Genomic DNA, 16,933 nt, shown 5'->3' on the forward strand with positions numbered 1-16,933 from the left:
GCGTGCAGTCCTGCCTGACCCGCTGCCAGGCGCTGGAAGGCCGGCTCCCGGCGCCGCCGGTCACCCAGCCCCCCGCCGCGCCGCTGCCGCAGCCGGCCCCGGTCGCGCCGATGACGCCGCCAGCCCCCGCCACGCCGCCGCCATCGCCGCTGCCGCCGGGGGCGTCGCCGCAGCCGGGCCGCGCCCCGGCGCCGCCGGTGATGGCGCCGCCGGCCAGCGGCCGGGCTGCGGCACCGGCGGCGCCGCCGGTGCCGCAGCCCGGGGCTGCCGCGCCGCCGCCCCTGCCGGCGCCGCCGCTGGCACCCGGTCCCGGCCCGGCGCCGCAGCGGTCGCCGGCCGCTCCTTTGCCCGGTACCTCGCACAATCCGGGCCCGCGCTCCGAGGCGCCGTCGCCGGCGGAACCCCCGCTGGCGCTGGGCATGCCGCAGCCGGCGCCGATCCCGCCGCCGCCGGACCCGACCCAGTCCGGCGCCGGCTTTGCCGGCACGGGAGCCATCTATGTCGCGGTGCCGCCCTCGGCGCGCTACGGGCTGGTGCTGGGGCAGGGCGATCGGATGCAGGCGCATCGCCGCGCCGAGAATGCCTGCAAGGGGCTGGAGGGCGTGCCCTGCCGCCTGGCCATGGAGTTCCGCGAGCGCTGCGGCGCCGTCGCCCAGGGTGTCACCAGCCGCAGCATGGTGATGACCGACGATCCCTCGACCTACCAGGTGCTGCTGGCGACGCCGGGCAGCGGGCCGAGCCAGCTGGAGGCCGAGCATGACGCCCTGGCCGACTGCCGGCAGCGGCATCGCGGCGCCACCTGCCGCATCGTCGCCAGCGAATGCGCCGGCTGAGGCGGCCGCTGACGAGCGCATGAAAAAAGGCCCGGGAGGCATCGCCCCCCGGGCCTTTCGTCAGATCAGGCGCGGCGCGTCAGGAGGCGACGGAAATATCCGGCGCGTCCTCGGCCTTCATGCCGACGATGTGGTAGCCGCAATCGACATGGTGCACCTCGCCGGTGACGCCGGCGCCCAGGTCGGACAGCAGGTAGAGCCCGGCGCCGCCGACATCGTCGATGGTGACGTTGCGCTTCAGCGGCGCGTTGTACTGGTTCCACTTCAGGATGTAGCGGAAGTCGCCGATGCCGCTGGCCGCCAGCGTCTTGATCGGCCCGGCGCTGATCGCGTTGACCCGCACGCCCTGGCCGCCGACATCGACCGCCATGTAGCGGACCGAGGCCTCCAGCGCGGCCTTGGCGACGCCCATCACGTTATAATGCGGCGTGACACGTTCGGCGCCCAGATAGGACAGCGTCAGCAGCGAGCCACCCTCGGGCATCAGCGCCGCCGCCCGGCGCGACACCGAGACGAAGGAGAAGCAGGAGATGTCGAGGGCCTGCAGGAAGGCCTCGCGCGGCGTGTCCATGTAGCGGCCACGCAGGAACTGCTTGTCGGCGAAGCCGATGGCATGCACCAGGAAGTCGATCTTGCCCCAGCGCGTCTCGAGCTCGGCGAAGACCGCGTCGATGCTGGCCTCGTCGGTCACGTCGCAGGGCAGCAGGATCTCGGCGCCGATGCTCTCGACCAGCGGGCGCACCCGCTTCTCCAGCGCCTCGCCCTGGTAGGTGAAGGCGATCTCGGCACCCTGGGCGGCGATGGCGCGGGCAATGCCCCAGGCGATCGAGCGGTCGTTCGCCACGCCCATGATCAGGCCGCGCTTGCCGGCCATCAGCGTGCCGGTGGGGAGAGGGGCAACAACGTCCATGGGCAGGCGCGACCGTTTCTTATGACAGGTGACGAAAGGCGTCAGGAGTTCCGGGGGGTATTCCCCCGTTGCAAGGGTAGGGTCCTGGTGGCACACCCCCGACGCCTGGGCAAGGGGGAGCTGCATGACCGCGCCGATCGCCGCCACCGAACCATATGCTTTGTTCCGCGCCTGGATGGCCGAGGCGGAGGCCAGCGAGGCCAACGACCCCAATGCCATGAGCCTGGCCAGCTGCACGCCGGATGGCTTCCCCTCCGTCCGCATCGTGCTGCTGAAGGGCCTCGACGAGCGCGGCTTCGTGTTCTTCACCAACAAGCAGAGCCGCAAGGGCGGCGAGCTGCTGGCCAATCCCCGCGCCGCGCTGGCCTTCCACTGGAAGTCGCTGCGCCGCCAGGTGCGGGTCGAGGGCGCCATCGAGGAAGTCACCGAGGCGGAGTCCGACGCCTATTACGCGACCCGCCCGCGGCTGTCGCGCCTCGGCGCCTGGGCCTCGCAGCAGTCCCGTCCGCTGTCCGGCCGGGCCGAGCTGGAAGGCGCCCTGGCCGAGGCCGAGGCACGCTTCCCCGGCGCCGAGATCCCGCGCCCGCCGCATTGGGGCGGCTTCCGCCTGCTGCCGGCGCGGCTGGAATTCTGGCAGGACATGCCCTTCCGCCTGCATGACCGCCGGGTCTTCCACGCGGCGCCGGGCGGTGATTGGCGGATCGAGACGCTCTACCCGTGAGCATCCCCGCGGAGCAGGCCGAAGCCGCGGCGCTGCTCCGCCGCCTGGCCGGGGGCGATCCCCCGGTCGAGACGCATATCTCCGCGCTGTTCCTCGGCGCTGACCGGGTGCTGAAGCTGAAGAAGGCGGTCGATCTCGGCTTCCTCGACTTCACCAGCCTCGATGCCCGGCAGCGCTTCACCCGGAGAGAGATGGCGCTGAACGCGCCGCATGCCCCCGGGCTGTACCGCGCCGTGCATCCGCTCACCCGCGGCCCCGACGGCGCGCTGCGCCTGGGCGGCGAGGGGGGGGCGGTCGAATGGGCGCTGGAGATGGCCCGCGTCCCCGAAAGCGACTTCCTGGACGCGGTCGCCCGCCGCGGCGGCCTCGATGCGGCGATGCAGGACGCGCTGGGCGACGCCGTGGCTGCCCTGCATGCCGCGCTGCCGCCGGTCGGGGGCTGGGACGCCCCCGCTGCCCTGGCCCGCGTCATCGAGGGCAACCGCGCCGCTGCCCTGGCCGCCGGACTGTCCGAGCCCCGCATCGCCGCCTGGGCCGCGGCCGCCGCCGCCGCGCTGGATCGCCTGTCGCCCTGGCTGGCACGGCGGGCCGCGGCCGGCGCCGTGCGCCGCTGCCATGGCGACCTGCATCTGGGCAACCTGCTGCTGTGGCAGGGCCATCCGGCGCCCTTCGACGCGCTGGAATTCGACGAGGCCCTGGCGACGGTCGACACCGGCTACGACCTGGCCTTCCTGCTGGCCGACCTGGACCGGATCGTCGGGCGCAGCGCCGCCAACCGGGTGCTGAACCGCTATGTGGCGCGCAGCGGCGATGCGGCGCTGGTCGAGGGCCTGCCGCTCTGGCTGTCGCTGCGCGCGCTGATCCGCGCCCATTGCCTGGCGCGGACCGGCGATGACGGTCTTCCCTGCCTCGCCCAGGCCGAGGCGGCGCTGCGGCCGGTCGCCCCGCGGCTGCTCGCCATCGGCGGGCTGCCCGGCAGCGGCAAGAGCTTCTGGGCCCGCCGCTGGGCGCCGGCGATCGGCGCGGCGCCCGGCGCGCTGATCCTGCGCAGCGACGAGATCCGCAAGCGCCGCCACGGCCTGGCCCCCGAGGAACGGCTGCCGCCGGAGGCCTATGCCGCCTCGGCCAGCGCCGCGGTTCACCAGGAACTCTTCGATGCCGCCCGCGCCGCGTTGGCCGCCGGCCACAGCGTCATCGCCGATGCCGCCTTCCTCGATCCGGCCATGCGCCAGGGCATCGAGGAGGTGGGCAAGGCCGCCGGCATCCCGCTGCAGGGGATCTGGCTGGAAGCCCCGCTGGCGGTGCTGCGCGACCGGGTCGCGGCCCGGCGCGGCGATGCCTCCGATGCCGGCCCCGCCGTGCTGGAGGCCGCCGCCGCCCGCGACCCGGGCGCCATCGCCTGGCAGCGCCTCGACGTCACCGGCCCGATGCCAACATCGATTTAACGAGGCCCGGGCCGCGCTTTGTCTTACGCTGGGTCTTACCCTGGCGTGAACGCATAAGCCGGCGGGAATGAAACCCGGCGGCGGGGCCCGCTCTTTTCTATCGGCTGGTGAAGGCGCCCAGAAGCCCGCACCAGATGATAGAAGAAACCCGGGCATGCTCGGGAATAGATCGGCCCCTGCCCGCGTCGTCATCCTGCGGGCAGGCCTCTTGCGGCCTCCCGTTATTACAATGATGCTGTGCCATCTGCGTATCCCGGCCCCGCGCCGGCGAGGATAAGGAGACCGACCCATGGCCTATCGCCGGCTGCTGCTGCCGCTGACCGGAACCGCCGCGGGCGAAGCGGCGCTGAACACTGCGCTGATGGTGGCGCGGATGTGGAACGCCCATGTCCATTGCCTGCATGTCCGGGTCGACGCCCGCGACGTGGCGCCGCTGGCCGGCGAAGGCCTGTCGGGCGCCATGATCGAGGAGATGATGGCCGCCACCGAGCGCGAGAGCGGCGAGCGCGCCGGCCGCGTCCGCGCCCTCTTCGAGCGTTTCGTCCAGGGGCGCGACGTCACCATCGCCCTGTCCGCCGAAAGCGCGCTGAAGACCGAAGGCCCGACGCTGTCCTTCGAATCCATCGCCGGGCGCGAGGAGGACGTGGTCGCCCAGCAGTCGCGCCTCTACGACATGGCGGTGGTGCCGCACCCAGAGGCGGATGAGGATGTCTCCTCCTCCGACGCGCTGCATGCGGTGCTGTTCGACTCCGGCCGCCCGGTGCTGATCGCGCCGCGCCAGTCGCCGGCCACCATCGGCAACCGCGTCTGCTGCGCCTGGAACGGCACCGCCGAAAGCGCCGCCGCCGTCGCCGCCGCGCTGCCCTGGCTGCACCACGCGGAAGCGGTGCGGGTGCTCTACAGCGACGACTACCAGCGCCGCGGCCCGGCCGCCGAAGGGCTGCAGGCCTATCTGCGCTGGCACGAGATCCAGGCCGAGGCGGTGCCCTTCAAGCCGCAGACCCGCGAGGTCGGCGCCGGACTGCTGGGAGCGACGCGCGACTTCAACGCCGACCTTCTCTGCATGGGTGCCTACAGCCATTCCCGCCTGCGCCAGCTGATCCTGGGCGGGGTGACCCGGCATGTGCTGGAGAATGCGGATATTCCGGTGCTGATGTGCCGTTGAAGGAAGGTGAAAGGCCAGGGGAATGAATTCCCCTGGACCCCTTCTTTTTTCTGCCTGACTGCCGTGTCTACGTGACGACAGTACCCGCCACGGCCAATGCGCAGCGCGACCTTCAAGGTCGCGCTGTTTTCGTGTTGGCGTCCCGCCGTGCTGCCCGGGTATCGCCCGTGGTGAGGCGCGGGTCCCGATGCGGCCGGTGGGAAAAACAAAAGAGGGGGCCTGGGGGAATTCATTCCCCCAGAGTCTTCGATCCCTTGCTTTGCCTGGGCTGTTACGCCGCCGTGGTGTCGATCCAGCCGATATGGCCATCGGCGCGGCGGTAGACGACGTTCAGCGCGCCGCTGGTCTGGTTGCGGAACATCATCACCGGCTCCTGGCCCAGATCGAGTCGCATCACCGCTTCGCTGACGCTCAGCCGGGTGATCTGGGTCGGCGATTCGGCGATGATGGCGCCGTGGTCGGTCTGGATATTCTGCGCATGACCGTTCGCCGCCTGCACCGCTTCGGGCGCGCCGCGATCCTCGCCGGGTTCTTCCAGCAGGGTCGCGGAATCGACGGCCTCGTCCGGCTCGTCGGGCAACGGGGCCAGGACCACCTGGCGCGCGGTCTCGGCCGAGGGCGGCAGGCGCTCATCGGCCAGGTTGCGGGAATGCTCGTTCATTCGGCGGCGGTAGCGGCGCAGCCGCTTGGCGATATGCGAGGCGGCCTCGTCGAAGGCGCGATGGGCGTCGGGCCCTTCACCCTCGCCGCGCAGGCTGAGCCCGCGTCCGGCATGGATATCGATGGCGCATTCAAAGAAGGCGCGGTTCTTGGAGAAGGTGACAAACGCTTCCAGGGCGTGGTCGAAGTACTTTTTGGTCACCGTGTTCAGCCCTTCGGCCACATGGACCTTCAGGGCTTCGCCGGTTTCGACCTGTTTCCCTGCAACGACGATGTGCATGGCGGGGTAACCCCTCCTTCTTGTGTGGGGGAGGGGCCGTCCCGGGGACGGCGAAGCGGCGGGTCACGCCCGCTTCGGGTCGGGCCGGGGCGGCCTTCTCCCGTTGGGACTAGGCCCTGATCAGCGCCAGCACAGCGCTGATCAGGGTCTAGTCGACGTCACGTCGCGCGTTTCGTGTCCTTGATCTCCTCTGCGGACAAACACGCACTAGGCCGGAACGGCTTTCTCCCGCTTGCGTTGCACGGAAGATGGGATGCGCAACGACTCGCGGTATTTGGCCACTGTCCGCCGGGCGATGTCCACTCCTTCCCGACGCAAAGCTGCGACAATGGCGTCATCGCTCAGGATGTCCTCCGCCGTCTCCGCCGAGACCATGCTGCGGATGCGGTGGCGGATGGCTTCCGCGCTGAAGGTCTCGCCGCCGGTGGTGCCGCCGATCGCCGTGGTGAAGAAATACTTGAGCTCGAACAGGCCGCGCGGCGTCGCGATGTACTTGTTCGCGGTGACCCGGCTGACGGTGGATTCATGCATCTCCACCGCCTCCGCCACGTCGCGCAGGATCAGCGGCCGCAGATGCGCGACGCCATGGCGGAAGAAGCCGTCCTGGCGGCGGACGATCTCGGCGGCGACCTTCAGGATGGTGCTGGCGCGCTGCTCCAGGCTTTTCACCAGCCAGTTCGCCGCCTGGAACTTCTCCGACAGGAAGGCCTTGTCCTCGCGCGAGGCGCTGACCTGGGCGCGGGCGTGGAAGCCGCGGTTGACCAGCACGCGCGGCAGGGTGTCGGGGTTCAGCTCCAGGATCCAGTCGACCGTCTCGCCCGCGAGCTGGACGCCGGGCGCGCGGCGCATCAGCACGTCGGGCAGCAGGGCGGGCGCGGGGGCGGCGTCGTAATCGGCGCCCGGCTTGGGGTCGAGCCGCTTCAGCTCGGCCACCATCTCGGCCAGGTCCTCGGCATCGACGCCACAGACCTTCAGCAGCCCGCGCATGTCGCGCCGCGCCAGGAGCTCCAGATTGTCCAGCAGCGCCTGCATCGCCGGGTCCAGCCGGTTGCGCTCGGCCAGCTGCACCGCCAGGCATTCGGCCAGGCTGCGGCAGAACAGCCCGGCCGGGTCGAAGCGCTGCAGCCGGGCGCGGATCGCCGCAATGCGCGCCGTGTCGCAGCCCAGCGCCTGGGCGATGGCGGCATCCTCGGCGGCGAGCCGCCCGGAGGGGTCGAGCAGGGCGATCAGCTGCGCCGCGATCAGCCGGTCGCCGGGATCGGCGAAGCTCAGCCGGACCTGCTCGGCCAGTTCCTCGCGCAGGCTGCGCGGGCGGGCGATGGCCAGGTCCTCGATGCCGCGCTCGTCGCCCTCGAAGTCGAGGCGGCCGCCGCGGCCGCCGCCCTCGCCGAGGGAGGGCCCGTCGCCGTCATAGACGTTGGACCAGTCGCGGATGTCGAGCGGCGCCTCCGCCTCCGACGGCATGGTGGCCGAGGCGGTGCTGTCGAAGCTGTCGGCCGGGGCCGCGCCGGCCGGCGGTTCGGCCCGCGGATCCGGGCGCTCGGGCGGCAGTTCGGGCCGCTCGTCGCGCTCCAGCAGCGGGTTGCGCTCCAGCTCCTCCTCGACGAAGGCGCTGACCTCGAGATTCGAGGACTGCAGCAGCTTGATGGCCTGCCGCAGCTGCGGCGTCATCACCAGCGACTGGCTGTGGCGCAGATCCAGGCGGGGACCGATGGCCATGCGCGGTCAGCCTGCCTGACGGAAAACCGAAAGGGCCGGCCGGGCGCGCATGCTAGAGGCTGAACCGCTCGCCCAGATAGACGCGGCGGACGCCTTCATGCGCGACGATGTCCTGCGGCGTGCCTTCCATCAGCACCTGGCCGTCATGCAGGATATAGGCGCGGTCGATGATCTCCAGCGTCTCGCGGACATTGTGGTCGGTGATCAGCACGCCGATGCCGCGGTTCTTCAGGTGCTTCACCAGGTCGCGGATCTCGCCCACCGCGATCGGGTCGATGCCGGCCAGGGGCTCGTCCAGCAGGACATAGGCGGGGTGGGTGGCCAGCGCGCGGGCGATCTCGCAGCGGCGGCGCTCGCCGCCCGACAGCGCCAGCGAGGGCGAGCGGCGCAGATGCGTCAGGCCGAACTCGGCCAGCAGCGAGTCCAGCATCTGCTCGCGCCGGGCGCGGACCGGCTCGACCACCTCGAGCGCCGCGCGGATATTGTCCTCCAGCGTCAGGCCGCGGAAGATCGAGGCCTCCTGCGGCAGGTAGCCCAGCCCCATGCGGGCGCGGCGGTACATCGGCAGGGTGGTGACGTCGTGGCCGTCCATGAAGACCTGGCCCTGGTCGGGACGGACCAGGCCGGTGATCATGTAGAAGGTGGTGGTCTTGCCGGCGCCGTTCGGGCCCAGCAGGCCGACCGCCTCGCCGCGCTTGACGCTGAGCGAGACGTTGCGGACGACGGGACGCTTCTTGTAGCGCTTGCCCAGGCCGGTCGCGACCAGCCCGCCCTCGCCGGGGACGACCTTGAGAGGGGTGCTCACCGGCTACGCGCTCCGCCTTGGTTCTGCTGCTGCTGGTTGTTCGGCTGGGGCTGCCCCTGGGGCTGCAAAGCCTGCTGCCCCTGCTGCGGGATGATCAACCCCTGGACGCGCTGGCCCGGGGTGGAGACCAGGCGGGCCACGCCCGTCCGCATGTTGACGATGGCTTCCTGGCCGTTCAGCTGGTTGTCGCCGCGGGTGATGCGGACGCCGCCCAGCAGGCGCGACATGCCGGTGGTCTCGGAGTAGACGCCACGGTCGCCGCGCACCACCTCGCCGGTGGTGCGGATCTCGACATTGCCGAAGGCCTCGACGCGGTCCAGCTGGCTGCCCTGGCCGGGCGTCGTCGGCTGTCCGGTGACCGGGTTGCGCGCCGGCTGGGCGGCGGCGGGCGCCGGGCGGGCATTGGAGGCCGCGGCCGCGCCCTGGTCGCGGAAATAACCGACCAGCGTGTCGGCGGCGATGCGGCGCTGGTCGGCGGTCACCACCACGGCGGCGCCGCGCGCCACGGCCATCCGCTTGCCCGGCCAGTATTCCATGCTGTCGCGCGAGGTCAGCACGTTCTGCGGCGTGGTCAGCTTCAGCGCGCGGCCGGTCAGCACCATCACCGCCTGGTCCATGTCGTAGACCGCGCGGTCGCCCTCGGCATGGTCGGTGGCGCTGTCGATGCGGACATTTCCTTCCGCTTCCAGGCGCCAGATCTCGCCGCCCGACATCGGCGTGTCACCCTGGGTGCCGGCCGCGGCAGGGGCGCCGGCGCGCGGGCGGTAGCGGGCGATCAGCCGGTCGGCAGTCAGCGTCACGCCGCCACGCACCGCGCGGGCGCTGCCGCGGGCGATCACCACCTGCTCCTGCTGGCGCCACTCGATGCCGTCGGTGGCGGTGACCTCGACCGGGCCGCCCTGGGTCAGGTCGAGCTGCTGCGCCCGCGCCGCCTGCGGCGCGACGGCCAGCGCCGCCAGGAGAGCGACGGTGGGCAGGCCACCCAGTCTGCCCCAACGGAAAAAGGTCATCGGCCGCCCTCCAGGACTGCTTTGGCGTTGCCGGTGAAGACCACCACCTGGCCACGGTTTTCCAGCCGGAAGCCCTCGCTGACCAGGGTGCCGAAAGGGCCCTGGGCGGCGACCGGGCGGTCGCCGGTGGCGCCGCCGGCGGCGATGTCGATCTCGGCCGCCTCGGTCTTCAGCGTGCTGCCGTCGTCGTGCCAGAGCGTCACCTGGCCCTGCAGCGACAGGTGGTTGGCGTCGCGGGCATAGCGGCCCTGCTGCGCCTCCAGCAGCACCCAGGTGCCGTTGTTCATGATCATGTCGGCGCGCGGCCGCTCGAGCGCGATCGGCGCCGCCGGATCCTGCTGCAGGGCGGTGGCGGCGGTGACGTTGTAGGGGCGGTCCTGCTCGTCGATGCCCTGGTAGCGCGGCGAGGCCAGGCGCAGCGCCTCGGCGCTGGTCTGGGCGACGCGGCGGAAGGCCAGGCGGCCGCGATCCTCGGCGCGGTCGAATTCCGGCCAGAGGGCGATGGCGGCCAGCACCGCCAGGGCGCCGACCGGCAGCAGCCACTTGGCCAGGCCGACGGCGAAGCGGTAGCGCGCCATCGACCCGGCATCCATCGCCAGCCGCGCGCGGGAGGGCAGCAGCTGCCGGCCCTTGCCGGCGGTGCGCTCGGCGCGGGGCGCGGCGGATTGGCCGCGCGGGGGAGAGGACGGGTTCATGCGGGGGCTTTGCTGGCCTGCTGTGCCGAAAGGATCCGGGTGACAAGACGGGGAGCGTCTTCCCCCGCCGCCCGCGGCCCGCGGTCGGGGCAGCGCGAGGCGGCAGGCGTGCCGGGCAGGGCGGAAAAGCGGCTCACCCCCTTTGTATGGGGCGGCACCCTGCCAGGGTCAACGCGAGACTGTGCCAGCCTACCAAAAACCATGCCAAGCTTGAGGGCTGGCGGGGCTTTTTCGCCGGGCGTCAGCGGGGCCCTCAGGCGTCAGGCAGAGTGGGAAAAGATATCGGGCTCGTCATAGCCCATCAGGTCGAGCTGGCCGCGGGTGGGCAGGAAGCGGAAGCAGGCCTCGGCCAGCTCCAGCCGGCCCTCGCGCTTGAGCAGCGCCTCCAGCCTGGCCCAGAGCGCATGCAGGTGCAGCACGTCGGAGGCGGCATAGGCCAGCTGCTCCGGCGTCAGCTCGGCGGCGCCCCAGTCGGAGCTCTGCTGCTGCTTGGAGATGTCGACGCCCAGCAGCTCGCGGCACAGATCCTTCAGGCCATGCCGCTCGGTGAAGGTGCGGACCAGCTTGGCGGCGATCTTGGTGCAGCGGACGGGGGCGCATTCGACGCCCAGCGCCGCGCGCAGGATGGCGACGTCGAAGCGGGCGAAGTGGAACAGCTTGGTGACGGCGGGATCCGCCAGCAGCGCCTTGAGGTTCGGGCAGTCGGCGCCGCGGCCGCCAAGGGCTTCCGGGATGATCTGCACGCAATGCGCCGTGCCGTCGCCGGCGGAAAGCTGCACCAGGCACAGCCGGTCGCGCCGCGGGTCCAGGCCCATGGTCTCGGTGTCGATCGCGACGACGGACCCGAAATCGAGGCCGGCGGGCAAATCGTGTTTGTGGAGCTTGATCATCTTCGGGACGAAAAGGGTCTGTGCCATTTTCGCCATCCCCCGGCTTCCTGTCGAACCATGTGCCATCCTGTGGATGGCAGTCCCCGTAGTGGAGGGGGAGGGGGTAGATATGCCCAGGAAAGGACTCGAACCTTCACGACCTTGCGGTCACTGGCACCTGAAGCCAGCGCGTCTACCAATTCCACCACCTGGGCGAGGGGCGAAGTGCCTTGCGGCGTGGAGGGGCTTTTATGGGCGGCGCGGCCCCCCGTCAACGGGGGTTTTTACAAAATTACGACGCAGGATTGATCGGGCGGGAAGCGGGAGCCTGGCGGGCGTTGCCACCATCACCGGGCGTGATGGCGGTGATCCGGGCGGCTGCATCGCCGGGTGGGCGGCGCCGGGCCTATCCAGGGGTGAGCCACGACCCGCCTCCAGGAGACCCCGCCGATGATCGAGATCCGCCGCTTCGCCAGCCTGGGCCGCGCCGAGCATGGCTGGCTGTCGGCCCGGCACCACTTCGCCTTCGGCCATTACCGCGAGGCCGGCCGCATGGGCTGGGGCCGCATCCGGGTCTGGAACGACGACGCCATCGCGCCGGGCACCGGCTTCGACCCGCATCCGCACCGCGAGATGGAGATCGTGACCTATGTCCGCGAAGGCGCGATCAGCCACCGCGACAACCTGGGCAACCAGGGCCGCACCGAGGCCGGCGACGTGCAGGTCATGTCGGCGGGGACCGGCATCACCCATGCCGAATACAATCTGGAGCCGGTGACCACGACGCTGTTCCAGATCTGGATCACGCCGGATCAGCGCGGCCAGCCGCCGCGCTGGGGCAGCCGCGCCTTCCCGCGCGAGGCCGGCGCCGGCTTCGTGGCCCTGGCCAGCGGGCGGGAGGCCGAGGCCGGCGGCGACGCGCTGCCGCTGAACGCCGATGCCGCGGTGCTGGCGGCGAAGCTTGCCGCCGGGGGGGCCGCGACGGCCTCCGTCGCTGCCGGACGGATGGCCTACCTGGTCGTGGCCCGTGGCAGCGTCACGCTGAACGGCGAGCGCCTCGACGAGCGCGACGCCGCGGCGATCGCCGGCGCCGAGACGCTGTCCCTGGTCGCCGGCGGCGAAGGGGCGGAGCTGGTGCTGGTGGAGACGGCGCCGGAGGGGTGAGGCCTCACCCCTCCCGCGGCGCCGCCAGCTTGTCCAGGCCCAGCAGCACCGGGGCGGGTGCGGCCGCCGGCAGGGCGGGCGCCGCCTCGGCCGGGGCGCGCTGCTCGGCGATGCGCTCGATGCGGCGGGCGAGCTCCGGGGCCTCGGCCAGCAGGCGGCGGAAATCGGCCGCACCCAGTTCCAGCAGGTGGCAGAAGCTGGTGGCCCGCGCCCGGCCGGCGCGGCGCGCCGGGTGGATCACCTCCGCCTCGCCCAGCACGTCGCCATGGGTCAGCAGCACCTCGTGCCCGTCCTGCTGCAGGCTGGCCTCGCCGCGGCTGATGAAATAGACCGAGCGCGCCCGGTGGCCGCGGCGGTAGATCCATTCGCCCGGCACCACGAAGCGGCTGGTGACGCTCATCGCCAAGTCGTGCAGCAGCGCCTCCTGCAGCCCGGCGAAGACCGGGAACTCGGCGATGCGCTTGTCGAGGCCCGACTGGATGTTGAACTGCAAGGGCCGGGAGATCTGCTGGCGCATCGCCTCCAGCCCGCGCATCAGCTCGTCATGCAGCTCCTCGCCGACCAGGGATTCGCGCTGCAAGGTGGCGTATTCCTCGGCCTCCAGGCGGATGCCCAGCTGGCGCAGCAGGCGGGTCTCCAGCGCCTCGGCATAGCCCGGATACTGCAGGCGCAGCGTGTCCATGGCGTCCTGCAGCAGCTCCTCGCGGCGGCCGACGATGTCGCGCACGACTTCGGTCACGCGCTCGCCCAGCACCGGCTCCATGCGGCGGCGCATGAAGCGCGACATCGAGGTGGCGACCAGGCGGCTCAGCAGCAGCATCTCGAAGCGCTCGGCCATGCAATGCATCAGCGGCTTGTCGATGCGGAACTGGCGGTGCAGCCATTGCGCGACATGGAAGCGCGCGCTGGGCTGCAGCCGGCGGCGGGCGGCCTGGATATAGCCGAGCCGTCCCTCGGCCCGGGCGCCGTCGATCATGCTCTCGGCGCTCCACAACAGGCTTTCCATGACGCGGCGCGACAGGCCCTGCTCCTGGAACAGCTCCAGCAGCACGGAGCGCTCCTGGCTGGCGAAGGTGATCAGGCCGAGGATGACGCGCTCGCGGTCGCTGATGGCGGTGTCGAAGGTGTTGGCCGCGGTCTCCACCTTCACCCGGCGGTCGTACATCTCGACGACATGGGCGGTGGGAGGGGCGGCGAAGCCATAGTCGGCCGCGGTGTCGCGCAGCTTGTCGCGCACCTCGCCCAGGCCGATGGCGACCACCTGGTTGCGCAGCGCCTGGTCGGCCGGCGACAGGCGGTCGAGCTTCAGGAAATGCACCAGGAAGCGCAGGGTGGTGCCGTTCACCAGCAGCGTCGACAGGACATAGCCGGTGGCGACGATGGCGACGAATTGCTGCACCTGGGAGGGGACGGCGCCGTTCTCGGTGACCGACAGGGCCAGGGCCAGGGTGATGGCGCCGCGCAGGCCCCCCCAGAGCATGGTGACCTTGAAGGGGATCGGCACGCGCTGCGACAGGCGCAGCACCAGCAGCAGCGGCATGACGCCGAACAGCACCGCGGCGCGCGCCGCGGTCGCCGCCAGGATGGTGACGCCGATCAGCAGCAGGTCGCGCTGCTCCATCCCCAGCATCAGCCGCGGCACCAGCATCGAGGCCAGGATGAAGACCATCGAGCTCGACCAGAAGGAGAGCTGCGCCCAGATGTCCTGCAGGAACTGCCAGCTCTGCGGCCGGAAGGTCGAAGGGCCCACGGCCGAGACCGTCAGCCCGGCCGCGGCGGCGGCCACCACGCCGGAAAAGCCGAAGACCTCGTCGCAGAGGATATAGGCGACATAGGGCAGGGCGAGCGTCAGGGTGACCTCGGCGGTGCGGTTGCCGCCCAGCCAGGGCAGCACCGCCAGCATCAGCCGGGCCAGCACGAAGCCCACCAGCAGCCCGCCGCCGAAGGAGAGGAAGAAGGTCAGCGCCGCCTCCAGCGGGGCGGCCGGGTGCTGGCCGGTCAGCTGCGCCAGGAAGATGGTGAAGATCGAGATGGCGGCGGCGTCGTTCAGCAGGCTCTCGCCCTCGACCAGGCGGGTCAGGCGGCTGTTGGCGCCGATCTCGTGGAAGATGCCGACCACCGCCGAGGGGTCGGTCGTCGCCACGATGGCGCCCAGCATCAGGCAGGCGGTGAGCGGCACGCCGGAGATCGGGGCGAGCGCGAAGCCGATCGCCGCCGTGGTCACCACCACGGCGACGACGGCCATGACCAGCACCGGCGCCCAGTCCCGCGCCAGCCGCCGCACGTCGATCGACAGCGCGCCGTGGAACACCAGGATCGGCAGGAAGATGAACAGGAAGACCTCGGCATTGACCGGGATGTGGATGAGCATCCCGGCCGCCTCGGTCAGCGCCGGGCCTTCATGCAGGTTCAGCAGCAGGGTGGCGCCGCCGCCGAGCAGCACGCCGACCACCGCGAGCATGACGGTGCTGGACAGCATGAGCCATCGGGCGAGCGGCTGGATGGCGCTGACGACGATCAGCAGGAGGGCGATGGCCAGCAGGGTATGGGGCAGCGTCGTCAGCATTTTTCAGGTCAGTTCAGTTCGGCCAGCGCCGTGGGGCGGCGCCGGGCTCTGCGGGGTGCGGCCGGATATCCGGCGGCTTCAAGGCAGATATGGGGCGGGCGGCCGGCCGGGGCTTGACGGTTGCAATGCCTTACCCGGCGTTGCCGCCGGTCAGAATGGCTTGGTGCCCGCCAGCAGCGCGATCAGCAGCAGGGCGACGACCGGCAGCCAGGGCTTCGCCGTGATGGCGCGCGGCGGGTTGCCGCCGTTCGACAGGCGGCGCAGCCCTGCCGACTGCATGCCGTGCAGGGCGGAGAGGGCCAGGACCAGCAGGAACTTCACATGCAGCCAGCCCTGGCTGAACCAGCCGCCCTGGATGGCCAGGGTGATGCCCAGGATCCAGGCCAGCGCCATGGCGCCGTTGGAGACGTGGCTGTCCCAGAGGCGCACCGCGCGCAGCACGTTCGGGTGCTTCTGGGCATGGGCGAGGGCGAGGCTGTTGGCGAGCATGCCGCCGATCCAGGTGGCGATGGCGGTGATGTGGAGCGCGCGCAGCAGCAGGTAGCCGTCCATTGGGTATCCCCTTCAGGTCGCGAGGGTGGCGGGGGGCAGGGGCCCGCCGGTCCACCCTGGCGCGGCAGCACTGATAGGAAGAGAAGGGGGTCCGGGGGAATTCATTCCCCCGGAACTTTCTTCAGATCTTGATCACCAGCTTGCCAAAGTTCTTCCCCTCGAGCAGCCCGACGAAGGCATCCGGCGCGTTCTGCAGCCCTTCCACCACGTCTTCCTTGAACTTCAGCGACCCGTCGCGCAGCCAGGCGGCGCCGCGCTCGCGCCAGACCGGCCAGGCCAGCGGGTGGTCGGAGACGATGAAGCCCTGCAGCGTCAGCTTGCGCCGCGTCAGGATCGACAGGTTGGGCCCGGGCGGCAGGGGGCGGGTGTTGTAGGTGGCGACCGAGCCGCAGAAGGCGATGCGGCCGAAGGCGCGCATGCGGGGCAGCACGGCTTCCTGCACCGGCCCGCCGACATTCTCGAAATAGACGTCGATGCCGTCCGGGCAGGCGGCGTCGAGGGCGGCGGGCAGGTCGCCGCGGTGATCCAGGCAGTCGTCGAAGCCAAGCACGTCCTTGACGTAGCGGCACTTCTCCGGCCCGCCGGCGATGCCGATCACCCGGCAGCCGTATTTCCTGGCGATCTGCCCGGCGACGCCGCCGACCGCGCCGGAGGCGGCGCTGACGACGAAGACATCGCCCGGCTTGGGCCGGCCGATCTCGGTGACGCCGACCCAGGCGGTGGTGCCGGGCATGCCGAGCACGCCGAGATAGGCGGAATGCGACACGCCGCCGCCATCCTTCGGAATCTTCACCAGGCTGCTGCCATGGGCGGCGGAGAAGCCCTGCCAGCCGCGGGCGCCGCGCACCCAGTCGCCGGGGGCGAAGCCGTCATGCTGGCTTTCCAGCACCTCGGCGACGCATTCGCCCTCCATGACGCCGCCCAGCGCCACCGGCGCGGCATAGGAGGCGGTGTCGTCCATCCGGCCGCGCATATAGGGGTCGAGCGAGAGGAAGCGGTGGCGCAGCAGCACCTCGCCGCGGCCCGGCGCGGGCATGGCGCTTTCGACGAATTCGAAATGCTCCGGGCCGGGCCGGCCGGCGGGGCGGGCCTTCAGCAGGATCTGGGGATTGCTCACTGCGTTTCTCCGGGATGTGGTCGGGAGAGAGTTTTGGACCTGCCGGCAGGCTTGCCAAGCCTCGGGGGCGGGCGGCACAAGGGAGAAGCCGGCCACCGCGCCGCCCGTTCCCTCTGGATCCGCCATCAGCATGACCTTTCCCGCCGCGCCGGCCCCGGATCTCGACCTGCTGGCGCTGGAGCGGGCGCGGCTGTTCGCGCTGCTGGGACGGCTGCTGGTGGCGCCGCCGGACGGGCCGCTGCTGGGCAGCCTGCGCGGGCTGCACGGGCTGCCGGACCGGCTGCTGGGCCAAGCCTATGGCCGGCTGGCGCGGGCCGCGCGGCAGACCGACCTGGCCGCGGCGGAGATGTCTTTTCAGGCCGTCTTCGACGGGATTTCTCTGCATGCCCGGGACCATGGCGGGGCCAGCGGCGCGCCGCTGG

15 protein-coding genes, 1 tRNA gene and 1 pseudogene are annotated in these 16,933 nt (G+C 71.6%); 6 read left to right on the forward strand and 11 right to left on the reverse strand.

The window, feature by feature from the left end; genetic code table 11:
- Positions 1–833: DUF4189 domain-containing protein (locus BKE38_RS16540; protein ID WP_131829625.1), on the forward strand; the 833-nt coding region annotated here is incomplete at its 5' end.
- A 79-nt stretch (positions 834–912) separates the two neighbouring features.
- Here the strand turns inward: BKE38_RS16540 and fabI are convergent.
- Positions 913–1,743: an enoyl-ACP reductase FabI gene (gene fabI / locus BKE38_RS16545; protein WP_076958385.1), complete on the reverse strand. Its 831-nt coding sequence runs from the start codon at positions 1,741–1,743 to the stop codon at positions 913–915.
- A gap of 124 nt (positions 1,744–1,867) precedes the next feature.
- Between fabI and pdxH the strand changes: the two genes are divergently transcribed.
- The 3 genes from pdxH to BKE38_RS16560 all read left to right on the forward strand — a co-directional run bounded on the left by pdxH (position 1,868) and on the right by BKE38_RS16560 (position 5,074).
- Positions 1,868–2,464 (forward strand): pyridoxamine 5'-phosphate oxidase, encoded by a 597-nt coding sequence (pdxH, locus tag BKE38_RS16550; protein WP_076958386.1) that lies wholly within the window; start codon positions 1,868–1,870, stop codon positions 2,462–2,464.
- Positions 2,461–3,909, forward strand: coding sequence for a bifunctional aminoglycoside phosphotransferase/ATP-binding protein (locus tag BKE38_RS16555; RefSeq protein WP_076958387.1), 1,449 nt, complete (start codon positions 2,461–2,463; stop codon positions 3,907–3,909). The genes pdxH and BKE38_RS16555 overlap by 4 nt, the downstream gene beginning before the upstream one ends.
- A gap of 289 nt (positions 3,910–4,198) precedes the next feature.
- Positions 4,199–5,074: a universal stress protein gene (locus BKE38_RS16560; protein ID WP_076958388.1), complete on the forward strand. Its 876-nt coding sequence runs from the start codon at positions 4,199–4,201 to the stop codon at positions 5,072–5,074.
- 271 nt (positions 5,075–5,345) lie between these two features.
- Here the strand turns inward: BKE38_RS16560 and hpf are convergent, their stop codons facing one another.
- From hpf to BKE38_RS16595, 7 genes are all read right to left on the reverse strand, one after another.
- Positions 5,346–6,014 carry a ribosome hibernation-promoting factor, HPF/YfiA family gene (gene hpf / locus BKE38_RS16565; RefSeq protein ID WP_076958389.1) on the reverse strand — a complete coding sequence of 223 codons (669 nt, stop codon included), beginning with the start codon at positions 6,012–6,014 and terminating at the stop codon, positions 5,346–5,348.
- A 207-nt stretch (positions 6,015–6,221) separates the two neighbouring features.
- Positions 6,222–7,733 carry an RNA polymerase factor sigma-54 gene (gene rpoN / locus BKE38_RS16570; RefSeq protein WP_076958390.1) on the reverse strand — a complete coding sequence of 504 codons (1,512 nt, stop codon included), beginning with the start codon at positions 7,731–7,733 and terminating at the stop codon, positions 6,222–6,224.
- A 52-nt stretch (positions 7,734–7,785) separates the two neighbouring features.
- Complete coding sequence (lptB, locus tag BKE38_RS16575; RefSeq protein ID WP_076958391.1) at positions 7,786–8,538, reverse strand: LPS export ABC transporter ATP-binding protein; 753 nt, start codon at positions 8,536–8,538, stop codon at positions 7,786–7,788.
- A complete protein-coding gene (locus BKE38_RS16580; protein ID WP_076958392.1) occupies positions 8,535–9,548 on the reverse strand; it encodes an LptA/OstA family protein in 1,014 nt (337 codons plus the stop codon). The genes lptB and BKE38_RS16580 overlap by 4 nt, the downstream gene beginning before the upstream one ends.
- On the reverse strand, positions 9,545–10,243 hold the full coding sequence (gene lptC / locus BKE38_RS16585; RefSeq protein ID WP_076958393.1) for an LPS export ABC transporter periplasmic protein LptC: 699 nt from the start codon (positions 10,241–10,243) through the stop codon (positions 9,545–9,547). The genes BKE38_RS16580 and lptC overlap by 4 nt, the downstream gene beginning before the upstream one ends.
- A gap of 260 nt (positions 10,244–10,503) precedes the next feature.
- Entirely contained in the window at positions 10,504–11,160 is a 657-nt protein-coding gene (locus tag BKE38_RS16590; RefSeq protein ID WP_076958397.1) for a ribonuclease D, read from the reverse strand.
- An 83-nt stretch (positions 11,161–11,243) separates the two neighbouring features.
- Positions 11,244–11,327, reverse strand: a tRNA-Leu gene (locus BKE38_RS16595).
- A gap of 235 nt (positions 11,328–11,562) precedes the next feature.
- Here BKE38_RS16595 and BKE38_RS16600 point away from each other — a divergent pair.
- A complete protein-coding gene (locus BKE38_RS16600; RefSeq protein WP_076958394.1) occupies positions 11,563–12,276 on the forward strand; it encodes a pirin family protein in 714 nt (237 codons plus the stop codon).
- A 4-nt stretch (positions 12,277–12,280) separates the two neighbouring features.
- Here the strand turns inward: BKE38_RS16600 and BKE38_RS16605 are convergent, their stop codons facing one another.
- The 3 genes from BKE38_RS16605 to BKE38_RS16615 all read right to left on the reverse strand — a co-directional run bounded on the left by BKE38_RS16605 (position 12,281) and on the right by BKE38_RS16615 (position 16,511).
- Positions 12,281–14,842 carry a cation:proton antiporter gene (locus tag BKE38_RS16605; RefSeq protein WP_083747602.1) on the reverse strand — a complete coding sequence of 854 codons (2,562 nt, stop codon included), beginning with the start codon at positions 14,840–14,842 and terminating at the stop codon, positions 12,281–12,283.
- 150 nt (positions 14,843–14,992) lie between these two features.
- Complete coding sequence (locus tag BKE38_RS16610) at positions 14,993–15,394, reverse strand: CopD family protein (RefSeq protein WP_076958395.1); 402 nt, start codon at positions 15,392–15,394, stop codon at positions 14,993–14,995.
- 121 nt (positions 15,395–15,515) lie between these two features.
- Positions 15,516–16,511 carry an NADP-dependent oxidoreductase gene (locus BKE38_RS16615; protein ID WP_076958396.1) on the reverse strand — a complete coding sequence of 332 codons (996 nt, stop codon included), beginning with the start codon at positions 16,509–16,511 and terminating at the stop codon, positions 15,516–15,518.
- 130 nt (positions 16,512–16,641) lie between these two features.
- Between BKE38_RS16615 and BKE38_RS16620 the strand changes: the two are divergent.
- A pseudogene (locus BKE38_RS16620) lies at positions 16,642–16,933 on the forward strand (hypothetical protein); the annotation flags it as partial.

Origin of the sequence: Teichococcus deserti (assembly GCF_001982615.1) — a bacterium.
GTDB classification, from domain to species: domain Bacteria; phylum Pseudomonadota; class Alphaproteobacteria; order Acetobacterales; family Acetobacteraceae; genus Pseudoroseomonas; species Pseudoroseomonas deserti.

What these genes read in the sequence shown, in the direction of transcription:
- fabI (WP_076958385.1), bottom strand. Translation starts at nt 1,743, where the DNA reads ATGGACGTTGTTGCCCCTCTCCCCACCGGCACGCTGATGGCCGGCAAG.
- pdxH (WP_076958386.1), top strand. Translation starts at nt 1,868, where the DNA reads ATGACCGCGCCGATCGCCGCCACCGAACCATATGCTTTGTTCCGCGCC.
- BKE38_RS16560 (WP_076958388.1), top strand. Translation starts at nt 4,199, where the DNA reads ATGGCCTATCGCCGGCTGCTGCTGCCGCTGACCGGAACCGCCGCGGGC.
- hpf (WP_076958389.1), bottom strand. Translation starts at nt 6,014, where the DNA reads ATGCACATCGTCGTTGCAGGGAAACAGGTCGAAACCGGCGAAGCCCTG.
- rpoN (WP_076958390.1), bottom strand. Translation starts at nt 7,733, where the DNA reads ATGGCCATCGGTCCCCGCCTGGATCTGCGCCACAGCCAGTCGCTGGTG.
- BKE38_RS16580 (WP_076958392.1), bottom strand. Translation starts at nt 9,548, where the DNA reads ATGACCTTTTTCCGTTGGGGCAGACTGGGTGGCCTGCCCACCGTCGCT.
- lptC (WP_076958393.1), bottom strand. Translation starts at nt 10,243, where the DNA reads ATGAACCCGTCCTCTCCCCCGCGCGGCCAATCCGCCGCGCCCCGCGCC.
- BKE38_RS16590 (WP_076958397.1), bottom strand. Translation starts at nt 11,160, where the DNA reads ATGGCACAGACCCTTTTCGTCCCGAAGATGATCAAGCTCCACAAACAC.
- BKE38_RS16600 (WP_076958394.1), top strand. Translation starts at nt 11,563, where the DNA reads ATGATCGAGATCCGCCGCTTCGCCAGCCTGGGCCGCGCCGAGCATGGC.
- BKE38_RS16605 (WP_083747602.1), bottom strand. Translation starts at nt 14,842, where the DNA reads ATGCTGACGACGCTGCCCCATACCCTGCTGGCCATCGCCCTCCTGCTG.
- BKE38_RS16610 (WP_076958395.1), bottom strand. Translation starts at nt 15,394, where the DNA reads ATGGACGGCTACCTGCTGCTGCGCGCGCTCCACATCACCGCCATCGCC.